Genomic DNA, 21,108 nt, shown 5'->3' with positions numbered 1-21,108 from the left:
ACGTCCCGCCAGGGCATCAGCGTCAGCGAAGCACCCTGATCCACAAGATCATCAACGGCAGGATGATCAGGATGAAGAACAGAAACCCGCCGCCCTGGGGCTCGGGTCGAACGACCGGCTGAACGATCTCCGCGCCCGGCCGCATCGGTGGCAATGTCACAGTGACTCTGATCGGGTCGTCATTCGTCAGGCTTGGATCCTGTACCTGGGCCATCGCCCGCAAAGCACTGACGAGTTGCGCGTTGCTGATGCTCGACGCGCGGGGCGTTGGTGCCGCCCAGGAATTCGAATGGGCGTTGGACATCCCAGTGCCGGGAGCGCCTACCGTGGTCCTGACACCCGAAGTGCTGAGGTTCGTGGTTGCCCCAGGGCCGCCTACGCTGACGCTGGTCCCGCCCTTACTCACGTTCAGGTATACGCCCTTAGAGCCTGTTTCTGATCGGATGCGGAACACGGAGCGACACGCTCTCAGTGGGACAGCGTCGACGCGGTCTCGCCAGCGATCAGGCCGAGGGTGAAGGATTGCGCGAGGCCATTGCCGGGCACGTAGCCCGCAGCGCCATAGCCGGACAGGCCGCAGGCAACGCCGCCGGCTGCAAGAAGGCCGGGGATCGGCGCGCCGTCCGCCCTTAGCACCCGGGCGCAGTCGTCCAAGATCACGCCGCCCTGCGTATGCGCGATGCCCCCGGTCACCGCAGCGGCGAAGAAAGGCGGCCGCTGACCAGCTTCGGCCAAGGTCTGCGCCAGCGCGTCTGCCGGCAAGCTGAAACGCGCCGCCAGCGCCAGAACGTTGGCGCAGGCCACGACCATCCCGGCCTCCGTTGCCGCCCGGAAGGGCCCCTGGCGCAGCGCGGCGGCCTGAGCGTCGGCGTCCCATATCTCCACCGCGCCGCCGATCTGGGCCAGGACATGCGCGGTCAGTTCGGACGGTCCCGCACGCTCATCGGTGAAGCGCCGACCCTTTCGGTCGACCATGATCGCGCCCAGCGCCGGCAGCGCGGCACCCAGCCGATGCGCCTGCGTGGATTCGCTGCAGATATGCGGCTGGCCCTGGTAAGCATCCATGCAGGCCAGCGAGGCACCCAGCGAGCGCGCCCAGAGAACTCCGCGCCCGTCGCTGGCTGAAGAGCCGACATGCCTTGCGCCCGCGGCCGCGGGCACATACTCCGCCAGCAACGCCGCATTGCCACCAAAGCCACCACAGGCCAGCAGCGACCACGCGGCCCTCGGCGTCTCGCCGGAGGCCAGGCGCACACCTGTCACACAGCCACCCTCGACAACCAGACCGATGGCCTCGGCACCGTCGAGCCAGGCGATGCGAGGATGCTGGCGCGCGGCATCGCGCAACAGCGTCGACAATTCCGCCCCGGATTCCGCCGGGGTGGCATGCAGGCGAAGCACTGAATGCCCAGGGAAACGCGCGGTCGTGGACAACAGGATCGGCAGCCCGACCTCGTCGGCCAGGAACACCGGGACCTCGGCCGATCGGCAGGTAACCAGCCGGAGCAGGTCCGGCGGCACGCCGTCCCCGGTCTTGCGCCGGATGTCGGCGGAAAAAAGCGCTGGCTCGTCCTCGACGCCGAGCGCGGCTTGGAAGCGCGTACCGGCGGCGGCGAAGAGCCCGCCCGAGATCATGAGGTTGCTGCGCTGCGCGGCATCCCGCTCCAGGAGGCAGACGCGGGCGCCGCCTTGCGCGGCCCGCAGCGCGCCCATCAACCCGGCCGCGCCGGCTCCGACGACAAGGAGATCGAAATCAGCCATTCCCGAAGTCTAGAACGCTCCCCGCGGGTCCGGCGAGATCCGCTCTTAACCGGCGCCCTATCCCCGTGCACAATCGTTATCAACATGCGCCGCAGGGAAGCCAGACGATGCAACGCCGCTCAATGCTCCTCGCCGCCGCCCTTGCGCCGCTCTCCCGCGCCGCCCTGGCGCAGGGCGCCTGGCCGAACCGGACCGTGCGCTTCATCAACCCCTTCACGGCCGGCTCCGCCGTAGACGTGGTGACGCGGCTGATCACCCAGGACCTCGCGGCGCGTCTCGGCCAGAGCTTTGTCGTGGACAACCGCACCGGCGCATCAGGAAATCTCGGCACCGAAGCCGCGGCGCGGTCGCGGCCGGATGGCTACACGTTTCTCGCGGGCTCGCCGGGGACGATGGGCATCAATCCCTTCCTCTTCACCACGCTGCCCTATGACGCGCAGAAGGACTTCGTCGCGGTCAGTCATGCCGTGTCCTTCCCGCAGGCCGTGGTGGTGAACCCCAGCCTCGGCATCAACACCTTCCCCGATCTCGTCGCGGCAGCACGCCGGCAGCCCGGCAAGCTGAACTACGGGTCTTCCGGAAGCGGATCGACAGCGCATCTCGCGATCGAACTCTTCCGCTCGGCGCTCGGCCTGGACATTGTCCATGTGCCCTTCCGCGGCGGCAACCAGGCGGTGCAGGCGGTGATCAGCGGCGACGTGCAGTTCGCGGTCGAAGGCGTGCCGTCCCTGCCCGGCTTGATCTCGCAGGGACTGATCCGGCCACTGGCGGTGACATCCGACACCCGGTCCGCGCTGCTGCCCGGCATCCCGTCCGTGAGCGAGACGGTGCCCGGCTACGACGCAGCCGCCTGGATCATCTACTTCGCACCCCAGGGCACGCCGGCACCGATCGTAGAGAAACTGTCGGAGGAGATCCGCATCTCGATGAACGCGCCGGAGGTGAAAGCTCGGCTGGCGGAGCAAGGCGCAACCATCCATGGCCGCTCCCCGGCCGAGACCACCGCCTTCCATCAGGCGGAGCTGGCCAAGTGGCGCCGTGCCGTCGAGATTTCCGGCGCGCGCGCGGACTAGGCGGTGGTGACGAATTCAAGCGAGCAGGATGGAGATGGCGGCGAGTTGGACGAAGCCGCGGAAGTTGTCGAGTAGCTAGTCGTAACGAGTAGCGACGCGGCGGAACTGTTTGAGCCGGTTGAAGAAGCGCTCGACCCGGTTGCGTTCCTTGTACAGGGCGGTGTCGTAGCGATGCGGCCTGCGGCGATGGCGCCTGGGCGGGATGACGAGTTCGGCCCCGGCGTCGAGGATGGCGTCGTGCAGGTGATCAGCGTCGTAGCCTCGGTCGGCGATCACCGCCCCGGGGGCCAGGCCCTCGATCAGGCCGTGGGCCTGGACCATGTCGCTTTGCTGGCCCGGCCCGAACAGCAGGCGGACCGGGTTGCCCAGGGCATCGGTGGCGGCGTGGATCTTGGTGGTCAGGCGGCCTCTGGATCGGCCCAGACCTTGGGCATGCGCGCCCCTTTTGCCCGGCGCGCGCCGGCCACGTGCTGGTGGGCGCGCACGATGGTGCTGTCGAGCATCAGCCATTCCAGATCGGGTTCGGCGGCCAGGGCGGCGAGCATGCCATCCAGTGCTCCGCGCTCGATCCAGCGATAGTAGCGTCGCTTGACCGCCCGGTGATCGCCCAGCCGCGGCGGAAGATCGCGCCACCGACCGCCCGAACGCGCCATCCACAGCAATGCATCGACGAAGCGCCGGTTGTTGCACCGCGGACCGCGCTGCCCAGCGCGGCCTCCAGGTATCAGATCCCGCAGCCGCTCCCACTGATCGTCACGCAACGCATCAGGATCAACCTTCATCCAGGCCTCGGCTCCAAAGCCAGCCTTGAATCACGCCTTCACATCAGCGGGAATCCCAACAACCAGGGAATTCGTCACCACCGCCTAGGAGCCTGACTCTGAATTCATGCGGAACGTGCGAGGCGTCGGAGCAGGACGGTGACGGACGGGGCGTAGAGGAAAGCCTGGGCGGAAGCGATCGAGGCCTCGAAGTCCCTGGCGAGGCGCCGATTGCGGCCGACCTAGGCGAAGAAGCGCTCGACGACCCACCTGCGGGGATGGACGGCGAAGCCGACCTGGTCAGTTGGCTTGCGGACGATCTCGACGCGAATGGCGGTCGCATAGGCGACACGGTCAGCGGCGTAGCCGGCATCGGCGAAGGCCAGTTCGACGAAGGGCCCTCGGCGGCGCGATGCGCGCAGAAGCGGTGGCGCCCCGTCACGGTCCTGCACGCTGCCGGAACGCGCCTGCAGCACCAGGCCGCGGCCGTCGGTGTCGACCATGGCGTAGCGCTTGCGACCCATCACCTTCTTGCCCGCGTCGTAGCCGCGCGGGCCGCTGCTCTCGCACGTCTTGACGCTCTGGCTGTCGATCACCGCCGCGGTCGGGCTGGCCTCGCGACCGGCGCGCTCGCGATCGAGCACCACAAGGTGGTGGTTCAGCGTCTCCCAGACCCCCGCGGAAGGCGGCGAACCAGCCATAGACGGTCTGCCGGGGCGGGAAGCAGTCCGGCAGCATTAGCCAGGGAACACCGCCGCGCAGGATGTAGAAGATCGCGTTGAGGATCTCGCGCATCGGCCAGCACGGTGGGCGTCCGACTGGCGACGGTGCGGGTAGCAGCGGTTCCAGCACTGCCCATTCCGCGTCGGTAAGGTTGCTGGGAAAGCGCGGCGCATCGCGCCTATGCTGCGCGCGGGTGGGTGGCCCAGCGTCGGACAGCCTTCGCCCCCTATGCCCCCTATGCCCCCTATGCTTGTCCGCGTTTCAGGCGCTCCCGCTGTACTTGGCTTGGCCATAATATTCGTCATGCCAGGCTTAGATTGTCGGGCCCAGCGTCCCGGCGATCGGGTGGCGGTCTTGACGTCTTTTGTGCCATTCGGGGCCATGTCAGTCTGTGCACTCGAGTGCACGCCACCTCTGGTCGCAATATTGCGCCACGGCGCCGACGCCTCCCCAAATCGCACTGAAGCGTCCGCCAATGTCCGCATGTGGCGCGCTGGAGTCGCGTCTGTCTGTAAGCCCCACCGCGAAGCTGAACATGAAGGAACCTTTCTCAAGCAGCTTGAAGATCGACTGGCTGTCCCTGCGCTTCCATCTGAAGGGAGAAGACGCTGCACAAGCCATCCCCGTGTTGGTTGGATATGCCGCTGATCCGGAGAGCGGTGGGGCTTATGGGATTGTCCGCGGTGGGTCGAAGCTGGGCAGTGGATCGCTTGTTGCACTGCAGTTCTTCGCACCGAAGTCTCAGTCTCCGTTGATCTGGGGCGACAAGCCGGTCGCCAGTCTCCGCGCCAAGAAAGCCAAGGGAGGCGGTGTGATGCTCTACGTCTACATCCACCCGCCCGGCCTGACGCCGCCCGGCGCGTCGTATGTGGTCGACCAGGTCCTCTGCATGATCTTGAATCGGGCGCCTTGGGAGATCGCAGAAGCCAAGGTCACGCGCATCGACATCGCCCTCGACCTGTTCGGCGTTCGCCTGGAGGATGTCGCCTGGGGCGTGCGTGGCAAGCGCATCCGGCGACCCTTCGTTAACGCGCCGACCCTGAAGTCGCTCGGCTTCGGATCGCCGAAGCACGGCGCCGTCGCCATCTACGATCGCACGGGCAAGGATGGGCACGACGCTAACCAGCCCTGGACGCGGATCGAGGGGCGTCTGAAGCCGGCTTGCGCCGTAAAGCACTTGCCCAGCACGAAGAATCTCTTCGCGCGCCTCGATGTTGTCGACGTCCGATCCGCTTGGAAGGACCTTGGCCGCCACCCCATCGAAGCCGAGGCGATGCTCGCGCTCGCCCAGTTGAAGGGATGGAAAGCGGTCGTGGATCTGTTTCCGAAGGACACGCCCGTGCCGTTCGGGAAGACCGTCGCCAAGGCGCTGCAGACCGCGACCCCGACTTGGTGGAACCCTGACCTCGCTTGGGACGCCTTCCCCGACGCGCTGGCGCTGGCACTGCCCGCAAAGTCGAACGTCGTCGAAGAAGGCCACCTATTCTAGCTCGTGCACTCGAGTGCACGAGTTTCTTGAGGTCGGGGAGGTCGTCAAGCCTCCCCGCGCGCTAACCTCAGCCACAGAGCCCGCGTAGGCCATCGACTTGGCTCAACTTCCTGGATTCACACGTGGGCCGCGGTCTTCCCCGGTCACCGCCGGACGGTTCGGACACCCCTACTCTGGCCACCGACCGAATGAAGGAGGCTCCGGTGCCGAAGAAGATCCCGCTTACGCCCGCCACCGGTGCCGCTTTCGCTTATGCGAAGCTGCCGAGGCTGATCCCTATCGCACTGATCGCAGCGCATTTGTCGAGGTCGACCCGCAGCGTGCGGTGGTACATCGACGATGGGAAGTTGCCTGCCGTCGAGCTCAACGGCCGCCTGCTCGTCAGGCCCGAAGAGCTCGCCGCCTTCATCGCGCGCCATGAGCGTCGTGACGATGACTGACAACGCGCTGGTCGCTGCTGGCCACCTCTGCCCGCGTTCGTCCGGCCCGGCACAAACACACTCCCTCGGTTCAACAAAGGTAATCCACCCCACCCTTCTTATGCCTGGCCGCAATGACCCCATTCGTCCTCAGGAGAACCCGCATGACCAGCCCTCTCCCGCCGCCAAGCCAGGCTTGTCAGGCTGACGCGGCACCACGCTCGACGCTTGCGATGCCGACGTATGGCCAGGTGAAGGATGCGGTCCTGGCCGCCCCCGACCTCACGCCGAAGGTCGCCCTGAATCTGCTGCGCGCCGTCGACATCGCCATCGTTCTGATGGGGCGCGCCTCGGTGAACGGCGCCGTCGACATTCCCAGCCTGCAGCGCAGGCTTGAGAAGACCACGCCGGCCATGCTCGGCTTTCAGAATGCGACCTCCTATTCCGCCTTCCAGTCCAACCTGCGCCGCGCCCTGCGGATCGCGAGTGTGGCTGTCATGCCGGGAAAGTCGCGTACGCCGCTCGGCCCAGCGTGGCGCGCGTTGCGGGTGTCCGCCCGGACCTGCTGGCGCGAGGCCGCCGAAACGCCGACCACGGTGCCCTCTGGATCGGAGCCTTTGGCCAGCCTCTGGAGGATCAGGGCGTCAGGGCGCGCATCAAGGCCGTCACGGCGGAGATGCTGGGACAGCCGATCATGCCGCACAGCTTTCGGCATTCGGCCGCGACCGGCTTTGCGCTCAGGTATCCCGACCGGCCGCGCGACACCGCGGGGCTACTCGGTCATATGGGCGCCCGAACCACGGAGAAGCATTACCTGTTGGCGAGCGGACAACTCGCGTTGCGCAAGCTTCAGGACCTGCTCGAAGCACGGCTGGCGCGGGCGGCGCCTCGCCGGCCGGGCGCTCTACAGCGCCACGTCCCGGTTCACGTCCTTGTAGAGCAGGTAGGCCGCCTCATCGGGCCCGGTCGGATAGAATTGCTGCGGGCACCAGGCGCCCATCCAGATGAAGTCGTCGGCCCAGATCTCGTGCCACTCGCTGCCGAGCAGATAGAGGCCCTGCCCCTGCAGCATGAACAGCCCGTGCTCCATGATGTGGGTCTCGATCGCCGGGAAGAAGGTGCCGGGCGCGAACCACATGAGGTTCATCTCGAAGTCGAAGGCGAGGTCGCCGAACGGCAGCAGGTGCTGGAAGCCGCGGCCATCGAATCCGGTGTGATTGGTGCGCGCCACCTCGCGCTCATGGGACAGGATCGGCGCCGGCGGCGGCAAGCCGATCGGCTCGTAGCGCTTGCGCAGCCCCAGCACGCGGGCCGGCACCGTGCTCTGGTTGCGGATGGCGACGGGCATGCCCGGCGGCGCATACAGGAAGCCGCCGCGGTCCTTCTCCTCGGCGCGGCCATCGACCTGCAGTACCGCCGCGCCCGAGAGCACGAAGTAGAAATGCTGGATGCCGGGCTCGGCAATCGGGGCGCGGGTGCCGCCGCCCGGCGCGATCTCCAGCACAAATTGTGCAAAGCGCGCGCCGAGCGATGGTGCGGCGAGGAAGCGCACATCCGTCGCCTCATACTGGGGCAGCCGGCTCTTGAGCACACCCTCTGGCGGCAGGAAGGCGTAGTTGGGGCGGACGACGCCGCGGTTGTGGCCGACCGCGCCGGGCAGCGGCCGGCTCGGTGGCAGTGTGAGGTCGCGAGGATGCATGGCGTCGTCCTGAACTGGTCCGGCAGGAAATCATGGAGGCGCGGGATCGACCAGCGGACCACCTGGCTACAGCAGGCCGAAGATGCGCCCCTGCGGCAGCAACGGCGCGCCGGTCAGGCCGAGCGCCCGCAGCAGCCCCCAGATGCCGACCGAACAGGAATCGATCACCGTGACGCCGAGTTCCGCCTCGAGCGGCGCAACGACCGGCAGGCCCGGCATGTTGGTGCCCCAGATCAGCACCGCATCGGGCGCGCCATCGGCGACGCAGCCGCGCACCGCCTCGTCCAGCGTCGCTGGCGTGACCTTGGCGGCGTCCAGGTTGGAGCCGACGCCGAGGCCCCGCACGGCGGTGGTGGAAAAGCCCTGGGTGGCGAAACGCTCGCCGATGAAGACGGCGCGCGCGACCGCGCCCTGCGAAATCAGCGCGATCCTGCGCGCATCGAGCCGCTTCAGGATCTCCAGAACGTCGAGCGACACGCTGGTGACCGGGATGCCGAAGCGCTCGCCAGCTGCGGCGCACAGGTCTCGATCGACCTGGAAGCCGTCGATCGCGCCCTTGGTGCCGTTCCAGCAGATCGCCTCGACCTCGGCATGGCTCAGCATCTCGGCCGCCGCCAGCACGGCGGGCAAGTCGTAACCGCCCTCCGGCTGGCCGCTGCCGTCCGGGCGGTAGGCGATGCGCGAGTAGCAGGAGGCGACGCCCGGATAGCCGCGCAGCAGCACCTCCGTCGTGCGCTCGACCGTGCGGTTCGAGGAGGGGACGAGCTGGCCGACGAAGCGGCCGGTGCGCAGGCGGTCCATCAGTCGAGCCGTGCGCCGGAGGCGGCCACCATCTCCCGCCAGCGCGGCGTGTCCTGCTCGATCTGCGCGCGCACGACTTCGGGGCTCTCCGAGACCGACAGCACCAGGCCCGACGCCTTCAGGCGATCCTCCAGCCCCGGCGCCTCGCCGGCCTTGCGGATGCCTTCGAACAGCTGCGCGACGGTCGCCGGGGCCATCGAGGACGGTCCGGCCAGCGCCGACCAGCTCTGCTGGTCGATGCCTGCGAGGTTGAGGTCGGCGAACTCGCCCATGCCCGGCACGTCGGGGAAGAAGGGGGATCGCGCCGTGCTGCCGACCGCAATCGGGATGGCGCGACCGGCTGCGACATGCGGCATGAGCTGCGGCATGGCGTCGAAGATCATGTCGATGGTGCCGGCGAGGAAGTCGCTGACCGCCGGCGCGCCGCCGCGATAGGGGATGTGCTCGATATCGGCGACGCTGCGCTTGGCGATGGTGGCGCTGATCAGATGCGACGCGGTGGCGCGCGCCGATCCCGTGGTCACGCGGTTGCCCGGCCGCTTCGCCCATTCGATCATGGAGCGGAAGTCGGCCCAACCGCGCTCGCGCGCGCGTTCCGGCGTGACGACGCAGAGCACGGTGGAATTCGCGATGCGCGCGACCGGCGTGAGGTCGCGGACGGGGTCGTAGGGCGGGCGGTCCATCATGAACGGCAGCGCGGCAAAGAATGTGACGCTCAGCACGCCGAGGGTCGATCCGTCATTGGGCGAGCGCGCCACCGCATCGACGGCGAGAATGCCGTTCGCGGCGCCACGGTTCTCGACGACGACCTGCTGGCCGGTCTGGCTGGTGATCGCCTCGGCATAGTGGCGCGCCAGGACATCGGCGGAGCCGCCGGGGTTGAAGGGCACCATCAGACGCAACGGGCGGCCGCCGGAGATGAGCTGGGCGCGGGCGAGGCTCGGGAGCGATAGCGCGGGGACGATGGCGAGCAGGTGGCGGCGGAGCATGGGTCCTCGCGGCGTGGTTCGGCAGCCATCGGCGGCGGCTGGCCAGTTCAGGGCCTAGCAAGCCGCGCGCCATGATCATCCGTCAACGCTTGGCTGTCCTGGTCGGGTGTGCCGGGCCACCCCTTCGTCATGGGCGGGTCCGACTCAGGCCGCGTCCCGCGCCCCTTGGGCGGATAGCTGCGCGTGCAGGAAGCCGCCACCTCGCCTTTCCAGCGGGAGATCTCGAAGCCGTCGAACGCCCAGCGCTGGTTCGGGGCCGGGGCGACGATGGCGCCCTCATCGCCGCAACGGTCCGACAGCCCAGCAGCCCCGCCGATGAACCACGCCCGATCGCGGCGTATCAACCACAGGGTGCGTCCTTCACCTGGTTGGTATGACTCGTCGTAGCCATCCCTCCGGCACCTATCGCTCGGAGTGCACTGGGCCGCATCGACGCTGCACCGCAGATGCGCTCCGACAGCGTGAAGGCAACCCAGCGAAGTCAACTCTACTAGGATACCCCTCCCTGGCGGCGACCGGCCAAGTTTGAGAGACCATCCGGCAAAGGCGGCCGCCTTGCGCGGTCAGGTGACGCCTCCGCGCCGCCGATCGGGCGCGCATTCGGCCCGAATGACAGGCAATTTTGGCGCCGAACACAGCCAGGCGCCGTCGTCGGCGCATTCTTCACTCTGGCCAGGCCTCCCACTCTGACACACGATCATCGGCAGTGCCGCCGTTGCAGCCAGCCCTGCAACTGCTCGAAGCGCCAGAAAGGGACCCGTCCATGAATCGTCGAGGCATTCTCACCGGAACGCTCGCCGCCGGCACGGCCGCCGTTCTGCCAAACCGGCTCTCCCGCGCCGCGACCTACCCGCCCTCGCGCGTGCTGCGCTTCGTGCCGCAGAGCGACCTGTCGAACATGGATCCAGTCTGGTCCGCAAATTTCGTCATCCGCAATGCCGGGCTGCTCGTGTGGGACACGCTCTATGGCATCGACAGCCAGATGCGCCCGCAGCGCCAGATGGTCGAACATGAGGAGGTCTCAGCCGACGGGTTGACCTGGACGTTCACGCTGCGCCCCGGCCAGATGTTCCACGACGGCACGCCCGTTCGCGCGCGCGACGCCGTGGCCAGCCTCAAGCGATGGGCGGTGCGCGACACGATGGGCCAGCGTATCGCCTCGATCCAGCAAAGCCTCACCGCACTCGACGACCGCCGCTTCCGTTGGACGCTCCAGCGGCCCTTCGCGAAGATGCTGTTCGCGCTGGCAAAGTCGAACACGCCCTGCAGCTTTGTCTTCCCTGAACGCGTCGCGGAGACGGATCCGTTCAGGATGATCACGGATTTCACCGGCAGCGGCCCGATGCGCTTCATGAAGGATGAATGGGTCATCGGCTCCAGCGCGGCCTTCGAGCGGTTCAGCGACTATGTGCCGCGCGCGGAGCCCGCGTCGTGGATGGCCGGCGGCAAGCGGATCAATTTCGACCGCATCGAATGGCGCGTAATGCCGGATGCGGCCACCGCGGTGAATGCGCTGTCCGCCGGCGAGGTCGATTGGGTCGAGGCGCCGCAGCCGGACCTGCTGCCGCTCCTGGCTCGCAACCGGGCTGTGCGGACGGGCATTTCGAACCCGATGGGCACCGTCACGGCGATCCGGCTGAACCATCGGCAGCCGCCTTTCGACAACCCCGCGCTGCGCCGCGCCCTGCTCATGGCTGTCGACCAGGACGACTACACCATCGCGATCGCGGGCGACGATCCTGCCATGCGCAAGCGCATGATGGGCTTCTTCACGCCAGGCAGCGAACTCTACACAGAGGAAGGCTCGGACCTCCTGAAGCAGCCGCGCAACCTCGAGGCGGCCCGCAAGGCCGTGTTGGATGCCGGCTACAGGGGCGAACCGCTCGTCATCCTGTCGGCGCAGGACATCTTCAACATGCGCGCCGCCAGCGAGGTCTCGGCCGAGCTGTTCCGCAAGATCGGCTTCAATGTCGAGCTGGTCGCCACTGACTTCGCCACCATTCAGGTGCGGCGTGGCAACAAGGGCCCGGTGTCGCAGGGCGGATGGAGCGTCTTTTCAGCCACGCACGCCGGCGTCGACTGCATCAATCCCGCCGCCTATTTCGGGCTGCGCGCCAATGGGGAACGGGCTTGGTTCGGCTGGCCCGACAGCCCGCGTGTCGAGGCAGGGATTCGCGACTGGTTCGATGCACCTGACCTCGAGGCCGAAAAAGCCATTGCGCGCCGGATCAACGCCGATGCGATGCAGGATGTGGTGTTCGTCCCGACCGGCCTGTTCCTCAACAAGCACGCTTGGCGCAGCGGGCTGGAAGGCATTGTCTCGGCGCCCATGCCGGTGTTCTGGGATGTGGCGAAGAGAGCCTAAGAGACCATCCGGGAAGCAGCGGCTCGTAGGAGCGATGAAGGCAAAGAACCCCGACTGGGAGTAGCGGAACGCGAAAGCCCGCTATCACCGAGCGGGCCTTGCGTACAACGAAGAGAACATTGCGTCTTGTGGCGATGGCCCCGATGTCTGCTTCCATGGGTTCGATGATCGCAAGCTGCTATTCCGCTTCCGGCCAAAGCAGGACCTCTGCACGTTGTGTGCGTACGTCGACAGGTGCACGCGGTGTTCCGCGGCTGGGATGCGGGTAATTTGCCCTCCCCGGCATGGCACCTGATATGTCGCCATGCGCGACATTCTTCGTTCCGCGTCCCTACACATCCCCGTGACCCATTTTCGATGACGCCGCCGACGCGCTCGGCAGCCGGCTGAGGGTTCCGGAATTGGTGGAGGTGTTCGTCAAGGAGTTCACATGGGGATGGAATTGTCTCGTCGCTGAGAGGGCCTGCGCGCGGACCGGTCAGGCAACCGAACGGGCGGCTGTAAGGCACAAGATCGCCAACCTTGTCGAGGCCCTGGCCCAGGGCGTGACGTGCGGCGGCGCTGCTCGGCCATGTCGGCTGGCGATGGACCGATCGGCGCAAAAAACAAGGGCAAACACCGGCTCGCCTTGCGCGAGCTGCAGAATGCGCTGGCCAAACGCCGGGAAGGGCGCCATGCGTCGGGCGGATGCGGCGAGCCACATATCGATTTCTGGTCGTGCACTCGAGTGCACGGAATTGAAGGGTTCGTAGCTACCGGCTTCCTGCCGCACCGATTGCTCGCCCAGTCATTCTGGCTGGCTCACGGACGTATCCGCTGCTCTGCACTCCTTGTCCGTGGCCGCCTGAATCCGCGTAGTTCTTCAGACCGTGACGAACACGGTGAAATCTCCCTGCAAGGCGAAAGATCCCGCGAACGAGCGGGCCATCGGACGTGCCTCGTCGCGGTACGAGCCATCGATCGCCCTCGCTGACCTTGCAGGCCAACCGCCCATCACTGAGCGTGAAATCACTCTTCTTCGCGAGTATCTTGCGGAAGAGATCGATCGCATCCTCAGGGACACCGCATGACCCATCCCAAGGTCCCAACCGTCACCACCAAGCGAGTGGCAGCCTATCTGCGCGTCTCCACCGGACGACAGGCAGAGGCAGACCTCTCGCTGCCAGACCAGTTGCATCAGGCCAGCAGCTACTGTTCCGCTCGAGGCTGGACCCTTGCCGCCACATTCGAAGATGCTGGCGCCTCTGGGACCGATGAGGATCGCCCTGAGTTCCAACGCATGATTGCCGAGGCGACCAACCCGGCGCGACCTTTCGATATCATCCTTGTGCACAGCACCAGCCGGTTCGCCCGCGACGTCTACACCGCTGAGCACTATGTCCGGCGCTTGCGCCGTGCAGGCTTGGAGCTTGCGTCCGTTACGCAGGATATCGGAGGCCAGGACGGCACCGCCGAGGTGCTACGCCAGATGCTGGCCGTGTTCGACGAACACCAGAGCCGGGAAAACGCCAAGCACACCCTTCGCGCCATGAAGGAGAACGCGCGCCAGGGACATTGGAACGGCTCGGCGCCGCCTTACGGTTACACGACGCAGGAGGCTGGCCAGAGAGGGCACCGCATCAAGAAAGTGCTGGTGATCACTGACGCCGAGGCGACGCTTGTGAGGCGGATCTACCGCATGCACCTCGGGGCCGAGGGTGTCCCCATGGGCGTGAAGGCCATCGCGGATCGCCTCAACAGGGAAGGCGAGCGCTTTCGGAGCAAACCCTTCAGCATCGCCAACGTCCATCGGGTCCTGACCTCGGAGACCTATGCAGGGCGGCTCTGGTTCAACAAGTTCGACAGCCGGTCCGGACTCGTGAAGCCCAAGGAACGATGGGTGCCGATGGACGTGCCTGCGATCGTCTCATGGGAGACCTTCGAGCAGGTCCAGGAAAGCCTTGCGGCTCGCGCACCTAGCCGAACCCCGCCGCGGATCGTGACAGGGCCTGTGCTCCTCACCGGTCTGGCCATCTGCGCAACCTGCAAGGGCGGGATGACGCTACGCACCGGCAAGAGCGGCCGATACCGCTATTTCACCTGCGCCAATTGTGCTCATCGGGGAAAGGCCATCTGCCCTGGCCGATCCGTCCCGATGGACACCCTTGACCGCGCCGTCATCGAGGCTTTCGCCAGCCGCGTACTGACACCAGGGCGCCTCAGGGATCTGCTTGGTGCCTATCTGGCGCGCAGCACCGAGGGACATGCCGACCGCCAGGCACGCATCACGCGCCTGAAGGCAGAGGTCACGGAAGCAATCGGGGCGAAATCCAGGCTCCTGCGCTTGGTGGCAAATGGTGCGCTATCCGACGAAGATCCGGAACTGACGCGGGAACTACGGGAGGCGGAGGGTCGCCGGAGCCGGGCAGGAGAAGCCCTCCGGATACTCGAGGCACAGACCAGTGCCGAAGGACCGAAGGCGATCACGCCAACGAAGATCGCGAGGGTTGGCGAAGCGATTCGTAGAGCCTTGCATGAGGGCGACCCGGCCTTTCGGCGGGCATACCTCCGCCTGTTCGTCGGGCAGGTTCAGGTCGACGATGAAGTCGTAACAATCAGCGGGCCAACCCGCGCCCTGATCCATGCCGCTACCGCAGAACACCCGGAAAGCCTCGCATCCGGCGGTTCTCAGTTTCGTAGCGGATGGCGTCCCCTAGGGGATTCGAACCCCTGTTACCGCCGTGAGAGGGCGGTGTCCTAGGCCTCTAGACGAAGGGGACCCTGGCCGGAGGCGCGCTTCTAGCCCCCGAATCGTCCGGGATCAAGCGCCCTTCTTCACCACCGCCGCGCTTCTTCGCGCCGCGTCCCGCCGACCGTCCCGGCACGCCGCCGAACAGAAGCGCACCTCGTCCCACACCGACGCCCATTTGCGCCGCCAGGCGAAGGGCCGTCCGCAGGCCACGCAGTCCTTCTCCGGCAATCCCGGCTTGCGGTGCGCCATTGCCCGTCGGCCCCACCACTCAGTCGCGCAGGCGGATCTCGCCGATCCGCCTTGCGCCGGTGGGATCCAGCAGGATCACCCGTTCCCCATCCGGCCGCGCCACCCAGATCGAGATTGCCTTGTCCGATGCCGCGATACCCGCGATACGCGCACCCTCGGGCTGCGCCAGCGACAGCCCGGCCGTGGCACCGCCGCCGCTGCTCCCGGCGCCGAGACGCTGGACGAGCACCACCGCGAGCGCCACGGTGCCCGCCACGATCAGCACCCCCATTCCGATCACCAGAGCCTTGAGCCCAGCCACGCCATCCCCCTCACCCGTCGAACCCGACGATGCCGAAACCATCGCACCGCCGGAGGCGGCCGGCATGCGCGCCGACCGCTTCCTCGCGGAGGCGATAGGTTCGCTCTCGCGCTCCCGCGTCAAGGCATTGATCGAAGCCGGCCACGGCACGCGCGACGGCGCGCCCATCAGGGACCCGGCCGAATCGGTGCGGGCCGGCGCGCGCTACCGCCTGCATGTCCCGCCGCCGGTCTCGGCGACGCCCCTGCCCCAGGACATCCCGCTGGCCATCCTGTTCGAGGATGCCGACCTGATCGTGCTCGACAAGCCAGCCGGCCTCGTCGTTCACCCCGCGCCGGGCAACCTGGATGGCACGCTGGTCAATGCCCTGCTGGCTCATGCCGGGGATGACCTGCCGGGCATCGGCGGGGAAAAGCGACCCGGCATCGTCCATCGGCTCGACAAGGACACATCCGGCGTCATGGTCGTCGCCAAGACAGACCGCGCCCACCGTGCCCTGTCCGAGGCCTTCGCCGCCCGCGACCTCGACCGTGCCTATATCGCATTGGCCTGGGGCCTGCCGGCGCCGCTGCAGGGGGAGGTCTCGGCCCCGATCGGCCGCCACCCGGTCGACCGCAAGCGCATGGCGGTCGTCGATCGCGGCGGCAAGGCCGCGACCACGCGCTACACGGTCAAGCGCGGCTGGGGCACGGCCGTATCGCTGGTGGAATGCCGCCTGCTGACCGGGCGAACCCATCAGATCCGCGTCCACATGGCCCATATCGGCCATCCGCTGGTTGGCGACCCCGTATATCTGCGCCGCACCCCGGCCTCGGCGCGGCTGCTGCCGGCGGAAACCCGCGATGCCCTGCTGGCGTTCCCGCGCCAGGCGTTGCACGCGGCGACGCTCGGCTTTCGCCATCCCGTAACCGGCCAGGCCCTATCCTTCGAAAGCCCTGTACCGGCCGACCTCGCGGCACTCATCACGTTGCTGGACGGTAACAGGCAGTAACCCGACTATTACAGTCGGTTTTTCTTGCGCCCTACCGTGCCGCGAGGTAAAAACCTGTCGAAGTCGGATTCCAAGGGGTGCCGCGACAACACCCAATCCAGCCCGCCCCGACGTGACCGGGGCTGGTGGCTTGGGCCAGGGCCCTGAGGATTTCGATACAACCGAGGCTAGACCGCTTGCGCGCCCCGCCGTCACGGGGGGCCCGCCCGGTCCAGGAGGCAGATTTACCATGGCTTCCATGGCTATCCCGATGGCGACCGAAGGGAACCTGTCGCGCTACCTGCAGGACATCCGCAAGTTCCCGATGCTCGCCCCCGAGGAAGAACTTTCCCTGGCGCGCCGGTGGAAGGAACAGGGCGACGAACCGGCGGCGCATAAGCTCGTCACGTCCCATCTGCGTCTCGTGGCGAAGATCGCCATGGGCTATCGCGGCTACGGACTGCCCGTCGGCGAACTGATCTCCGAAGGCAATGTCGGCATGATGCAGGCGGTGAAGCGCTTCGACCCGGAGCGCGGCTTCCGTCTGGCCACATACGCCATGTGGTGGATCCGCGCCGCGATACAAGAATACATCCTGCATTCCTGGTCGCTCGTGAAGATGGGCACCACGGCAGCGCAGAAGAAGCTGTTCTTCAACCTGCGCCGGCTCAAAGCGCAAATGTCCGCGCTCGAGGAAGGCGACCTGAAGGATGAGCAGGTGGCGAAGATCGCCCATGCCCTCCAGGTGCCGAACCAGGACGTGGTGTCGATGAACCGGCGCCTCGCCAGCCCCGACCACAGCCTGAATGCCCCCGTCCGCGCCGATAGCGAGGGCGAGTGGCAGGATTGGCTGGTCGATGACGGCGAGAGCCAGGAGAGCGAGCTCGCCGAGCGGGAGGACATGACCAACCGCCGCGACCTGCTCGCCGGTGCCTTGCGGACGCTGAACGAACGGGAACGCCATATCCTGATCGAGCGGCGCCTGAAGGAGGAGCCGACCACGCTCGAGGAACTCTCGCAGCAGTACAACATCAGCCGCGAGCGGGTCCGCCAGATCGAGGTCCGCGCCTTCGAGAAGCTGCAGAAGTCGATGAAGCAGCAGGTCGTGGAGCGTCGCCTGACAGTCGGCTGACCGGCAGGCTCAACGGGGTTCGATCGGGGCGGTGGGGCAACCTGCCGCCCCGTTTCGCGTCGTGATGCCGGCGATCGTCACGGAAGGCCGCCCGGCCCGATGCCTTGGATCAGGCCGGGACGCGCGACCGAGCCCCGCCCGTTCCATGCCGCCCAGGCCGCGATGCATGGCGCGCCAGCCAGGCGACCGGGCGCCCTCCCGAGCCAAAGCAAGGTCGACCGAAGCCCATGCCGCCGATTAATGGTGTGAGCCGGATCGCTCGCATTGCCGCCGCCGCCGCGGCACATTGAATCCCGCCCGGGACCCCATAGCCACTGGAGACGACGATGCCACCCATCGAACGCCGCCTGGCGCTGGCGCTGCCGGCGCTGGCGCTTGCCTTGCCCGCCGCCGCGCAGGCGCCTGCCGTACTGCTGTTCCGCGTGGTCTCCCCGCGGGACGAGATCATCATTGGCCTCACGCCGGGCGAACTCGCCACGCTCGGCACCGGGCCGGAGGTTGAACGCATCGGACGCAAGCTCGCCACCGATGGCCAGGTCGGCGCCTGGAGGTATGTCGTCGGACGCGCGGCGGATGGTTCCACGCGCTATGGGGCGACCGGGCGCGTCTCGATCCTCCGGCAGGACACCTACCGCATCGAGCCCTATAGCGCCGCGATCCCGGTCGCGCCGCCACCGGGCTGAACGGCGCCGGGCGCGCCCATGAAAAAGGGGGCGTCACCGCCCCCTTTTCCCGTCCGGATGTCTCCGCGCTTCAGCGGATCGGCGGCGCGTAGTGCAGCCCGCCGCGATTCCACAGGTTGTTCACCCCGCGCGGAATGCCGATCGGCGTGATGTTGCGCTCATACATCTCGCCGTAATTGCCGACCTGACGAATGATGCGCACCGCCCACTCATTGTCCACGTTCATCGACCGGCCGAGATCGCCGGTGCGGCCGACCAGGCGCATGATATCCGGGTTGGTCGTGGTGCGCGCCGTTTCCTCGACATTGGCGCTGGTCAGGCCCAGCTCCTCGGCGGTGATCTGGGCGAACAGCGTCCAGCGCACGATGTCGAAGAAGCGCCAGTCACCCTTGCGGACAGCCGGGCCGAGCGGCTCCTTCGAGATGATCTCGGGCAGCAGCACGAATTCGGCCGCATCCGTCGTCCGCGTCGCGCGGAAGGAGGCGAGCGAGGAGGCGTCGTTCGTATAGGCATCGCACCGGCCGGAAACGAAGGCCGCGCGGATTTCCTCCGCCTGCTCGATCACCACGGGGGTGAAGCGCATGTTGTTGGTGCGGAAATAGTCGGTCAGGTTCAGCTCGGTCGTCGTGCCCGGCTGCACGCAGACCGTCGCGCCATCGAGCTGGCGCGCCGAGGTGACGTTGGACGACCGGCGCACCATGAAGCCCTGGCCGTCATAGAAATTGATGCCGGCGAAGGCGAGGCCAAGTTGCGTCTCGCGCGCCATCGAGATGGTCGTGTTGCGCACGAGGAGGTCGATCTCCCCGGATTGCAGCATGGGGAAGCGCTGCACGGTGGTGTTCGGGACGAAGCGAACCTTGGTCGCATCGCCCAGGATCGCGACGGCGACGGCGCGGCACATATCGACGTCAAGTCCATGGAATTCGCCGCGGCTGTCGGGCAGGGCAAAGCCGGGCGCATTGACCGCGACGCCGCAGATCAACTGACCACGGGCGCGGATGGCCGCGACCGTATCGGGTCCCGTTTGGGCCGAGGCCTGCCCCGCCACGGCGAGGACCGCCGCGGTGGCCAGGCCCGCAAAGCGGGTACGGATGCTCGTCATCAAATTGGTCTCCCAGTTTCCAGACATGAAGCCGCCGTCTTCCCGGCTGGCTGCCCGACAGCATGCCCATCCGAGAGGCCAGGCGCCAAGGGCCTGTCTGTGCGTTGCGGCGAGCCGCTGGCATGGGGCATGTCAGCCCGCATCCGCAAGGATGTGGTCGGACATCTTCTCCGCCGTCATCAGCGTCGGGAAGTTGGTGTTGGCCGAGGGCACCACGGGGAAGACCGAGGCATCGACCACCCGCAGCCCCTGCACCCCGCGCACGCGGCCGGAACTGTCCACCACCGCCATCGGGTCGGTATCCGCCCCCATCCGGCAGGAACACGATGCATGCCAGACGCCGATCGTGCCCTTGCGGATGAAATCCTCCAGCGCGTCGTCGCTTTCCATGACTTCCTTGAAGCGGAAGCCTTCGATGACGAAGCGGTCGATGAAGGCGCGGCGCAGCGCCGCCGGCCCATCGAGGAACTTCGCGATGATCGACGTCAGGATGCGGTTCTTGGTGTTCACCACGCCGATCCGCCGCACCCGGTCGGAATAGAAGGCGGGGAACGGGTCGGCGGTGACCGCGGCCATCGGCGCCGACAGGTTCAGCGCGGCCGCCAGCTTGAAGCCCGTCATCAGCCGATCGAGGTCGCGCCGGTCCGACAGCAGGTTGAACTCGACATCCGGATGGGCGCGCCAGTCGGTCGACACCAAGCGCACCTGGCCACGCTGCGAGTAGGTCTTGTTCACCCAGGTCAGCATGGATCCGACCTGCTCGCCCACCGCATGCCAGGCCGACTTCGACGCCACCGACATGAACATGTCGCCCTGCGGCGCACCCTCCAGCCCCGAGGAAAACCGCAGCCCCAGCAGCATGTGCCGCCGCGTCGCCTCGGTGACGATGCGCGCCTCCGGCTTGATGAAGCAGGACAGCGAGATGGCCGGATGGTCCATCAGCCCCTGCCCCACCCCAGGCAGGTCGGCGACGATGCCGATGCCGTGTTCGCGCAGATGCGCCGCCGGGCCGATGCCCGCGCGCATCAGATGCGCCGGCGAATGGATGGCGCCGGTGGACAGGATCACCTCCCGCCCGCGGAACTCCTGCTCCTGCCCCTTCACCAGCGCGCGGATGCCGACGCAGCGCGTGCCCTCGATGATCAGGCCCATCACCTGCGTCTCGGTGGAGATCGTCAGGTTGGCGCGCTTGCGCGTCTCGGCATCCAGGTAGCCGATCGCCGCCGAGACGCGCGCATTCTCCCCAAGGTTCACGGTCAGCGGGAAATAGCCGTCCTCGAAGGCGCCGTTCTGGTCGGGCAGGTATGTGTAGCCGGCCTGCTTGAATGCCTCGCCGGCCGCCTTGGCGTGCTTCGACCAATGCTGTTCGGGGATGCGCCGGACCGGAATGCGCCCGGATTTGCCATGCCATTCATTGTCGAAATCGACGTCGCGCTCGACCTTCTTGAAATACGGCAACACCGCGGCCCAGTTCCAGCCGGCGGCACCGCGATCGGCCCATTCGTCGTAGTCATGCGGCGCGCCGCGATTGGCCATCTGGCCGTTGATCGAGGATCCGCCGCCCAGCACCCGCGCCTGTTCGTATTTGCGCAGCGGCGGCCGGTCGGCGCCGGGGTTGTTGTGGGAGACGACCTGGGTGCGGACCTTCAGCTCGGTCCAATGGAAGCGCGGGTCGAAATAGGCCTGGCCCGGATAGGTATCGAGGATCGTCTTGGGTTCCTGGCCCGGCGGGGTATCGGGGCCGGCCTCGCACAGCAGCACCTTGTTGGCGCCCGGTGTGGACAGTCGATGCGCCAGCACGGTGCCGGCGGAACCCCCGCCCACGATGATGAAGTTGTACAAACCCGTTTCCCCCGATTG

General features: G+C 67.3%; 18 protein-coding genes, 1 tRNA gene and 4 pseudogenes. 9 read left to right on the top strand and 14 right to left on the bottom strand.

Going from position 1 to position 21,108, the window contains the following annotated elements:
• Positions 1-22: 22 nt before the first annotated feature.
• The 3 genes and pseudogenes from AAFN86_RS00945 to AAFN86_RS00940 all read right to left on the bottom strand — a co-directional run bounded on the left by AAFN86_RS00945 (position 23) and on the right by AAFN86_RS00940 (position 1,761).
• A complete protein-coding gene (locus AAFN86_RS00945; RefSeq protein ID WP_347541323.1) occupies positions 23-304 on the bottom strand; it encodes a hypothetical protein in 282 nt (93 codons plus the stop codon).
• Positions 305-310: 6 nt separating this feature from the next.
• Positions 311-454, bottom strand: a pseudogene (locus AAFN86_RS29560) (DUF4236 domain-containing protein); the annotation flags it as partial.
• 14 nt (positions 455-468) lie between these two features.
• Positions 469-1,761: an FAD-binding protein gene (locus tag AAFN86_RS00940; RefSeq protein ID WP_347541322.1), complete on the bottom strand. Its 1,293-nt coding sequence runs from the start codon at positions 1,759-1,761 to the stop codon at positions 469-471.
• Positions 1,762-1,868: 107 nt separating this feature from the next.
• Here AAFN86_RS00940 and AAFN86_RS00935 point away from each other — a divergent pair, with 107 nt between their 5' ends.
• Complete coding sequence (locus tag AAFN86_RS00935) at positions 1,869-2,834, top strand: tripartite tricarboxylate transporter substrate binding protein (protein ID WP_347541321.1); 966 nt, start codon at positions 1,869-1,871, stop codon at positions 2,832-2,834.
• A gap of 75 nt (positions 2,835-2,909) precedes the next feature.
• Here AAFN86_RS00935 and AAFN86_RS00930 read toward each other — a convergent pair.
• Both AAFN86_RS00930 and AAFN86_RS00925 read right to left on the bottom strand, forming a co-directional pair.
• Positions 2,910-3,616 (bottom strand): annotated as a pseudogene (locus AAFN86_RS00930) (IS5 family transposase).
• Between the two features lie 104 nt (positions 3,617-3,720).
• Positions 3,721-4,534 (bottom strand): annotated as a pseudogene (locus AAFN86_RS00925) (IS5 family transposase).
• Positions 4,535-4,853: 319 nt separating this feature from the next.
• Here AAFN86_RS00925 and AAFN86_RS00920 point away from each other — a divergent pair.
• The 3 genes from AAFN86_RS00920 to AAFN86_RS00910 all read left to right on the top strand — a co-directional run bounded on the left by AAFN86_RS00920 (position 4,854) and on the right by AAFN86_RS00910 (position 7,164).
• Entirely contained in the window at positions 4,854-5,807 is a 954-nt protein-coding gene (locus AAFN86_RS00920) for a hypothetical protein (RefSeq protein WP_347541320.1), read from the top strand.
• A gap of 203 nt (positions 5,808-6,010) precedes the next feature.
• The gene (locus tag AAFN86_RS00915) at positions 6,011-6,247 is read left to right on the top strand and encodes a helix-turn-helix domain-containing protein (RefSeq protein WP_347541319.1); all 237 of its coding nucleotides are present in this window, start codon (positions 6,011-6,013) and stop codon (positions 6,245-6,247) included.
• 143 nt (positions 6,248-6,390) lie between these two features.
• Positions 6,391-7,164, top strand: a complete 774-nt coding sequence (locus AAFN86_RS00910; RefSeq protein WP_347541318.1) for a hypothetical protein — start codon at positions 6,391-6,393, stop codon at positions 7,162-7,164.
• On the opposite strand, the gene allE is transcribed toward AAFN86_RS00910, so the two are convergent.
• The 4 genes from allE to AAFN86_RS00890 all read right to left on the bottom strand — a co-directional run bounded on the left by allE (position 7,131) and on the right by AAFN86_RS00890 (position 10,059).
• Positions 7,131-7,925 carry a (S)-ureidoglycine aminohydrolase gene (gene allE, locus AAFN86_RS00905; protein WP_347541317.1) on the bottom strand — a complete coding sequence of 265 codons (795 nt, stop codon included), beginning with the start codon at positions 7,923-7,925 and terminating at the stop codon, positions 7,131-7,133. The two genes, AAFN86_RS00910 and allE, sit on opposite strands and share 34 nt — an antisense overlap.
• Positions 7,926-7,991: 66 nt before the next feature.
• A complete protein-coding gene (locus AAFN86_RS00900; protein WP_347541316.1) occupies positions 7,992-8,726 on the bottom strand; it encodes an aspartate/glutamate racemase family protein in 735 nt (244 codons plus the stop codon).
• The gene (locus AAFN86_RS00895) at positions 8,726-9,715 is read right to left on the bottom strand and encodes a tripartite tricarboxylate transporter substrate binding protein (protein ID WP_347541315.1); all 990 of its coding nucleotides are present in this window, start codon (positions 9,713-9,715) and stop codon (positions 8,726-8,728) included. Before AAFN86_RS00895 ends, AAFN86_RS00900 begins: the two co-directional genes overlap by 1 nt.
• A 47-nt stretch (positions 9,716-9,762) precedes the next feature.
• Positions 9,763-10,059, bottom strand: a complete 297-nt coding sequence (locus tag AAFN86_RS00890) for a hypothetical protein (protein ID WP_347541314.1) — start codon at positions 10,057-10,059, stop codon at positions 9,763-9,765.
• A gap of 419 nt (positions 10,060-10,478) precedes the next feature.
• Here AAFN86_RS00890 and AAFN86_RS00885 point away from each other — a divergent pair, with 419 nt between their 5' ends.
• Complete coding sequence (locus AAFN86_RS00885) at positions 10,479-12,080, top strand: ABC transporter substrate-binding protein (RefSeq protein ID WP_347541313.1); 1,602 nt, start codon at positions 10,479-10,481, stop codon at positions 12,078-12,080.
• 1,066 nt (positions 12,081-13,146) lie between these two features.
• A pseudogene (locus AAFN86_RS29555) lies at positions 13,147-14,235 on the top strand (recombinase family protein); the annotation flags it as partial.
• Between the two features lie 528 nt (positions 14,236-14,763).
• Here AAFN86_RS29555 and AAFN86_RS00875 read toward each other — a convergent pair.
• From AAFN86_RS00875 to AAFN86_RS00865, 3 genes are all read right to left on the bottom strand, one after another.
• Positions 14,764-14,839 (bottom strand) — tRNA-Glu (locus tag AAFN86_RS00875).
• A 41-nt stretch (positions 14,840-14,880) separates the two neighbouring features.
• Positions 14,881-15,060 carry a DUF2256 domain-containing protein gene (locus AAFN86_RS00870; protein ID WP_347541311.1) on the bottom strand — a complete coding sequence of 60 codons (180 nt, stop codon included), beginning with the start codon at positions 15,058-15,060 and terminating at the stop codon, positions 14,881-14,883.
• Between the two features lie 19 nt (positions 15,061-15,079).
• Complete coding sequence (locus AAFN86_RS00865) at positions 15,080-15,427, bottom strand: DUF6476 family protein (protein WP_347541310.1); 348 nt, start codon at positions 15,425-15,427, stop codon at positions 15,080-15,082.
• Here AAFN86_RS00865 and AAFN86_RS00860 point away from each other — a divergent pair.
• The 3 genes from AAFN86_RS00860 (at position 15,426) to AAFN86_RS00850 (ending at position 18,146) form a co-directional block, all read left to right on the top strand.
• Complete coding sequence (locus AAFN86_RS00860) at positions 15,426-16,352, top strand: RluA family pseudouridine synthase (protein WP_347541309.1); 927 nt, start codon at positions 15,426-15,428, stop codon at positions 16,350-16,352. The genes AAFN86_RS00865 and AAFN86_RS00860 overlap by 2 nt on opposite strands.
• Positions 16,353-16,581: 229 nt before the next feature.
• Positions 16,582-17,463 (top strand): RNA polymerase sigma factor RpoH, encoded by an 882-nt coding sequence (rpoH, locus tag AAFN86_RS00855; RefSeq protein WP_347541308.1) that lies wholly within the window; start codon positions 16,582-16,584, stop codon positions 17,461-17,463.
• Positions 17,464-17,789: 326 nt separating this feature from the next.
• The gene (locus AAFN86_RS00850; RefSeq protein ID WP_347541307.1) at positions 17,790-18,146 is read left to right on the top strand and encodes a hypothetical protein; all 357 of its coding nucleotides are present in this window, start codon (positions 17,790-17,792) and stop codon (positions 18,144-18,146) included.
• A gap of 70 nt (positions 18,147-18,216) precedes the next feature.
• On the opposite strand, the gene AAFN86_RS00845 is transcribed toward AAFN86_RS00850, so the two are convergent.
• The gene (locus AAFN86_RS00845; RefSeq protein ID WP_347541306.1) at positions 18,217-19,248 is read right to left on the bottom strand and encodes an amino acid ABC transporter substrate-binding protein; all 1,032 of its coding nucleotides are present in this window, start codon (positions 19,246-19,248) and stop codon (positions 18,217-18,219) included.
• A gap of 132 nt (positions 19,249-19,380) precedes the next feature.
• The gene (locus AAFN86_RS00840; protein ID WP_347541305.1) at positions 19,381-21,090 is read right to left on the bottom strand and encodes a GMC family oxidoreductase N-terminal domain-containing protein; all 1,710 of its coding nucleotides are present in this window, start codon (positions 21,088-21,090) and stop codon (positions 19,381-19,383) included.
• Positions 21,091-21,108 lie beyond the last annotated feature (18 nt).

Origin of the sequence: Roseomonas sp. CAU 1739 (assembly GCF_039839775.1) — a bacterium.
Classification (GTDB): Bacteria; Pseudomonadota; Alphaproteobacteria; order Acetobacterales; family Acetobacteraceae; genus Neoroseomonas.
The sequence above is the reverse complement of the archived record's forward strand: the minus strand, read 5'-3'. Positions and strand labels throughout refer to the sequence as shown.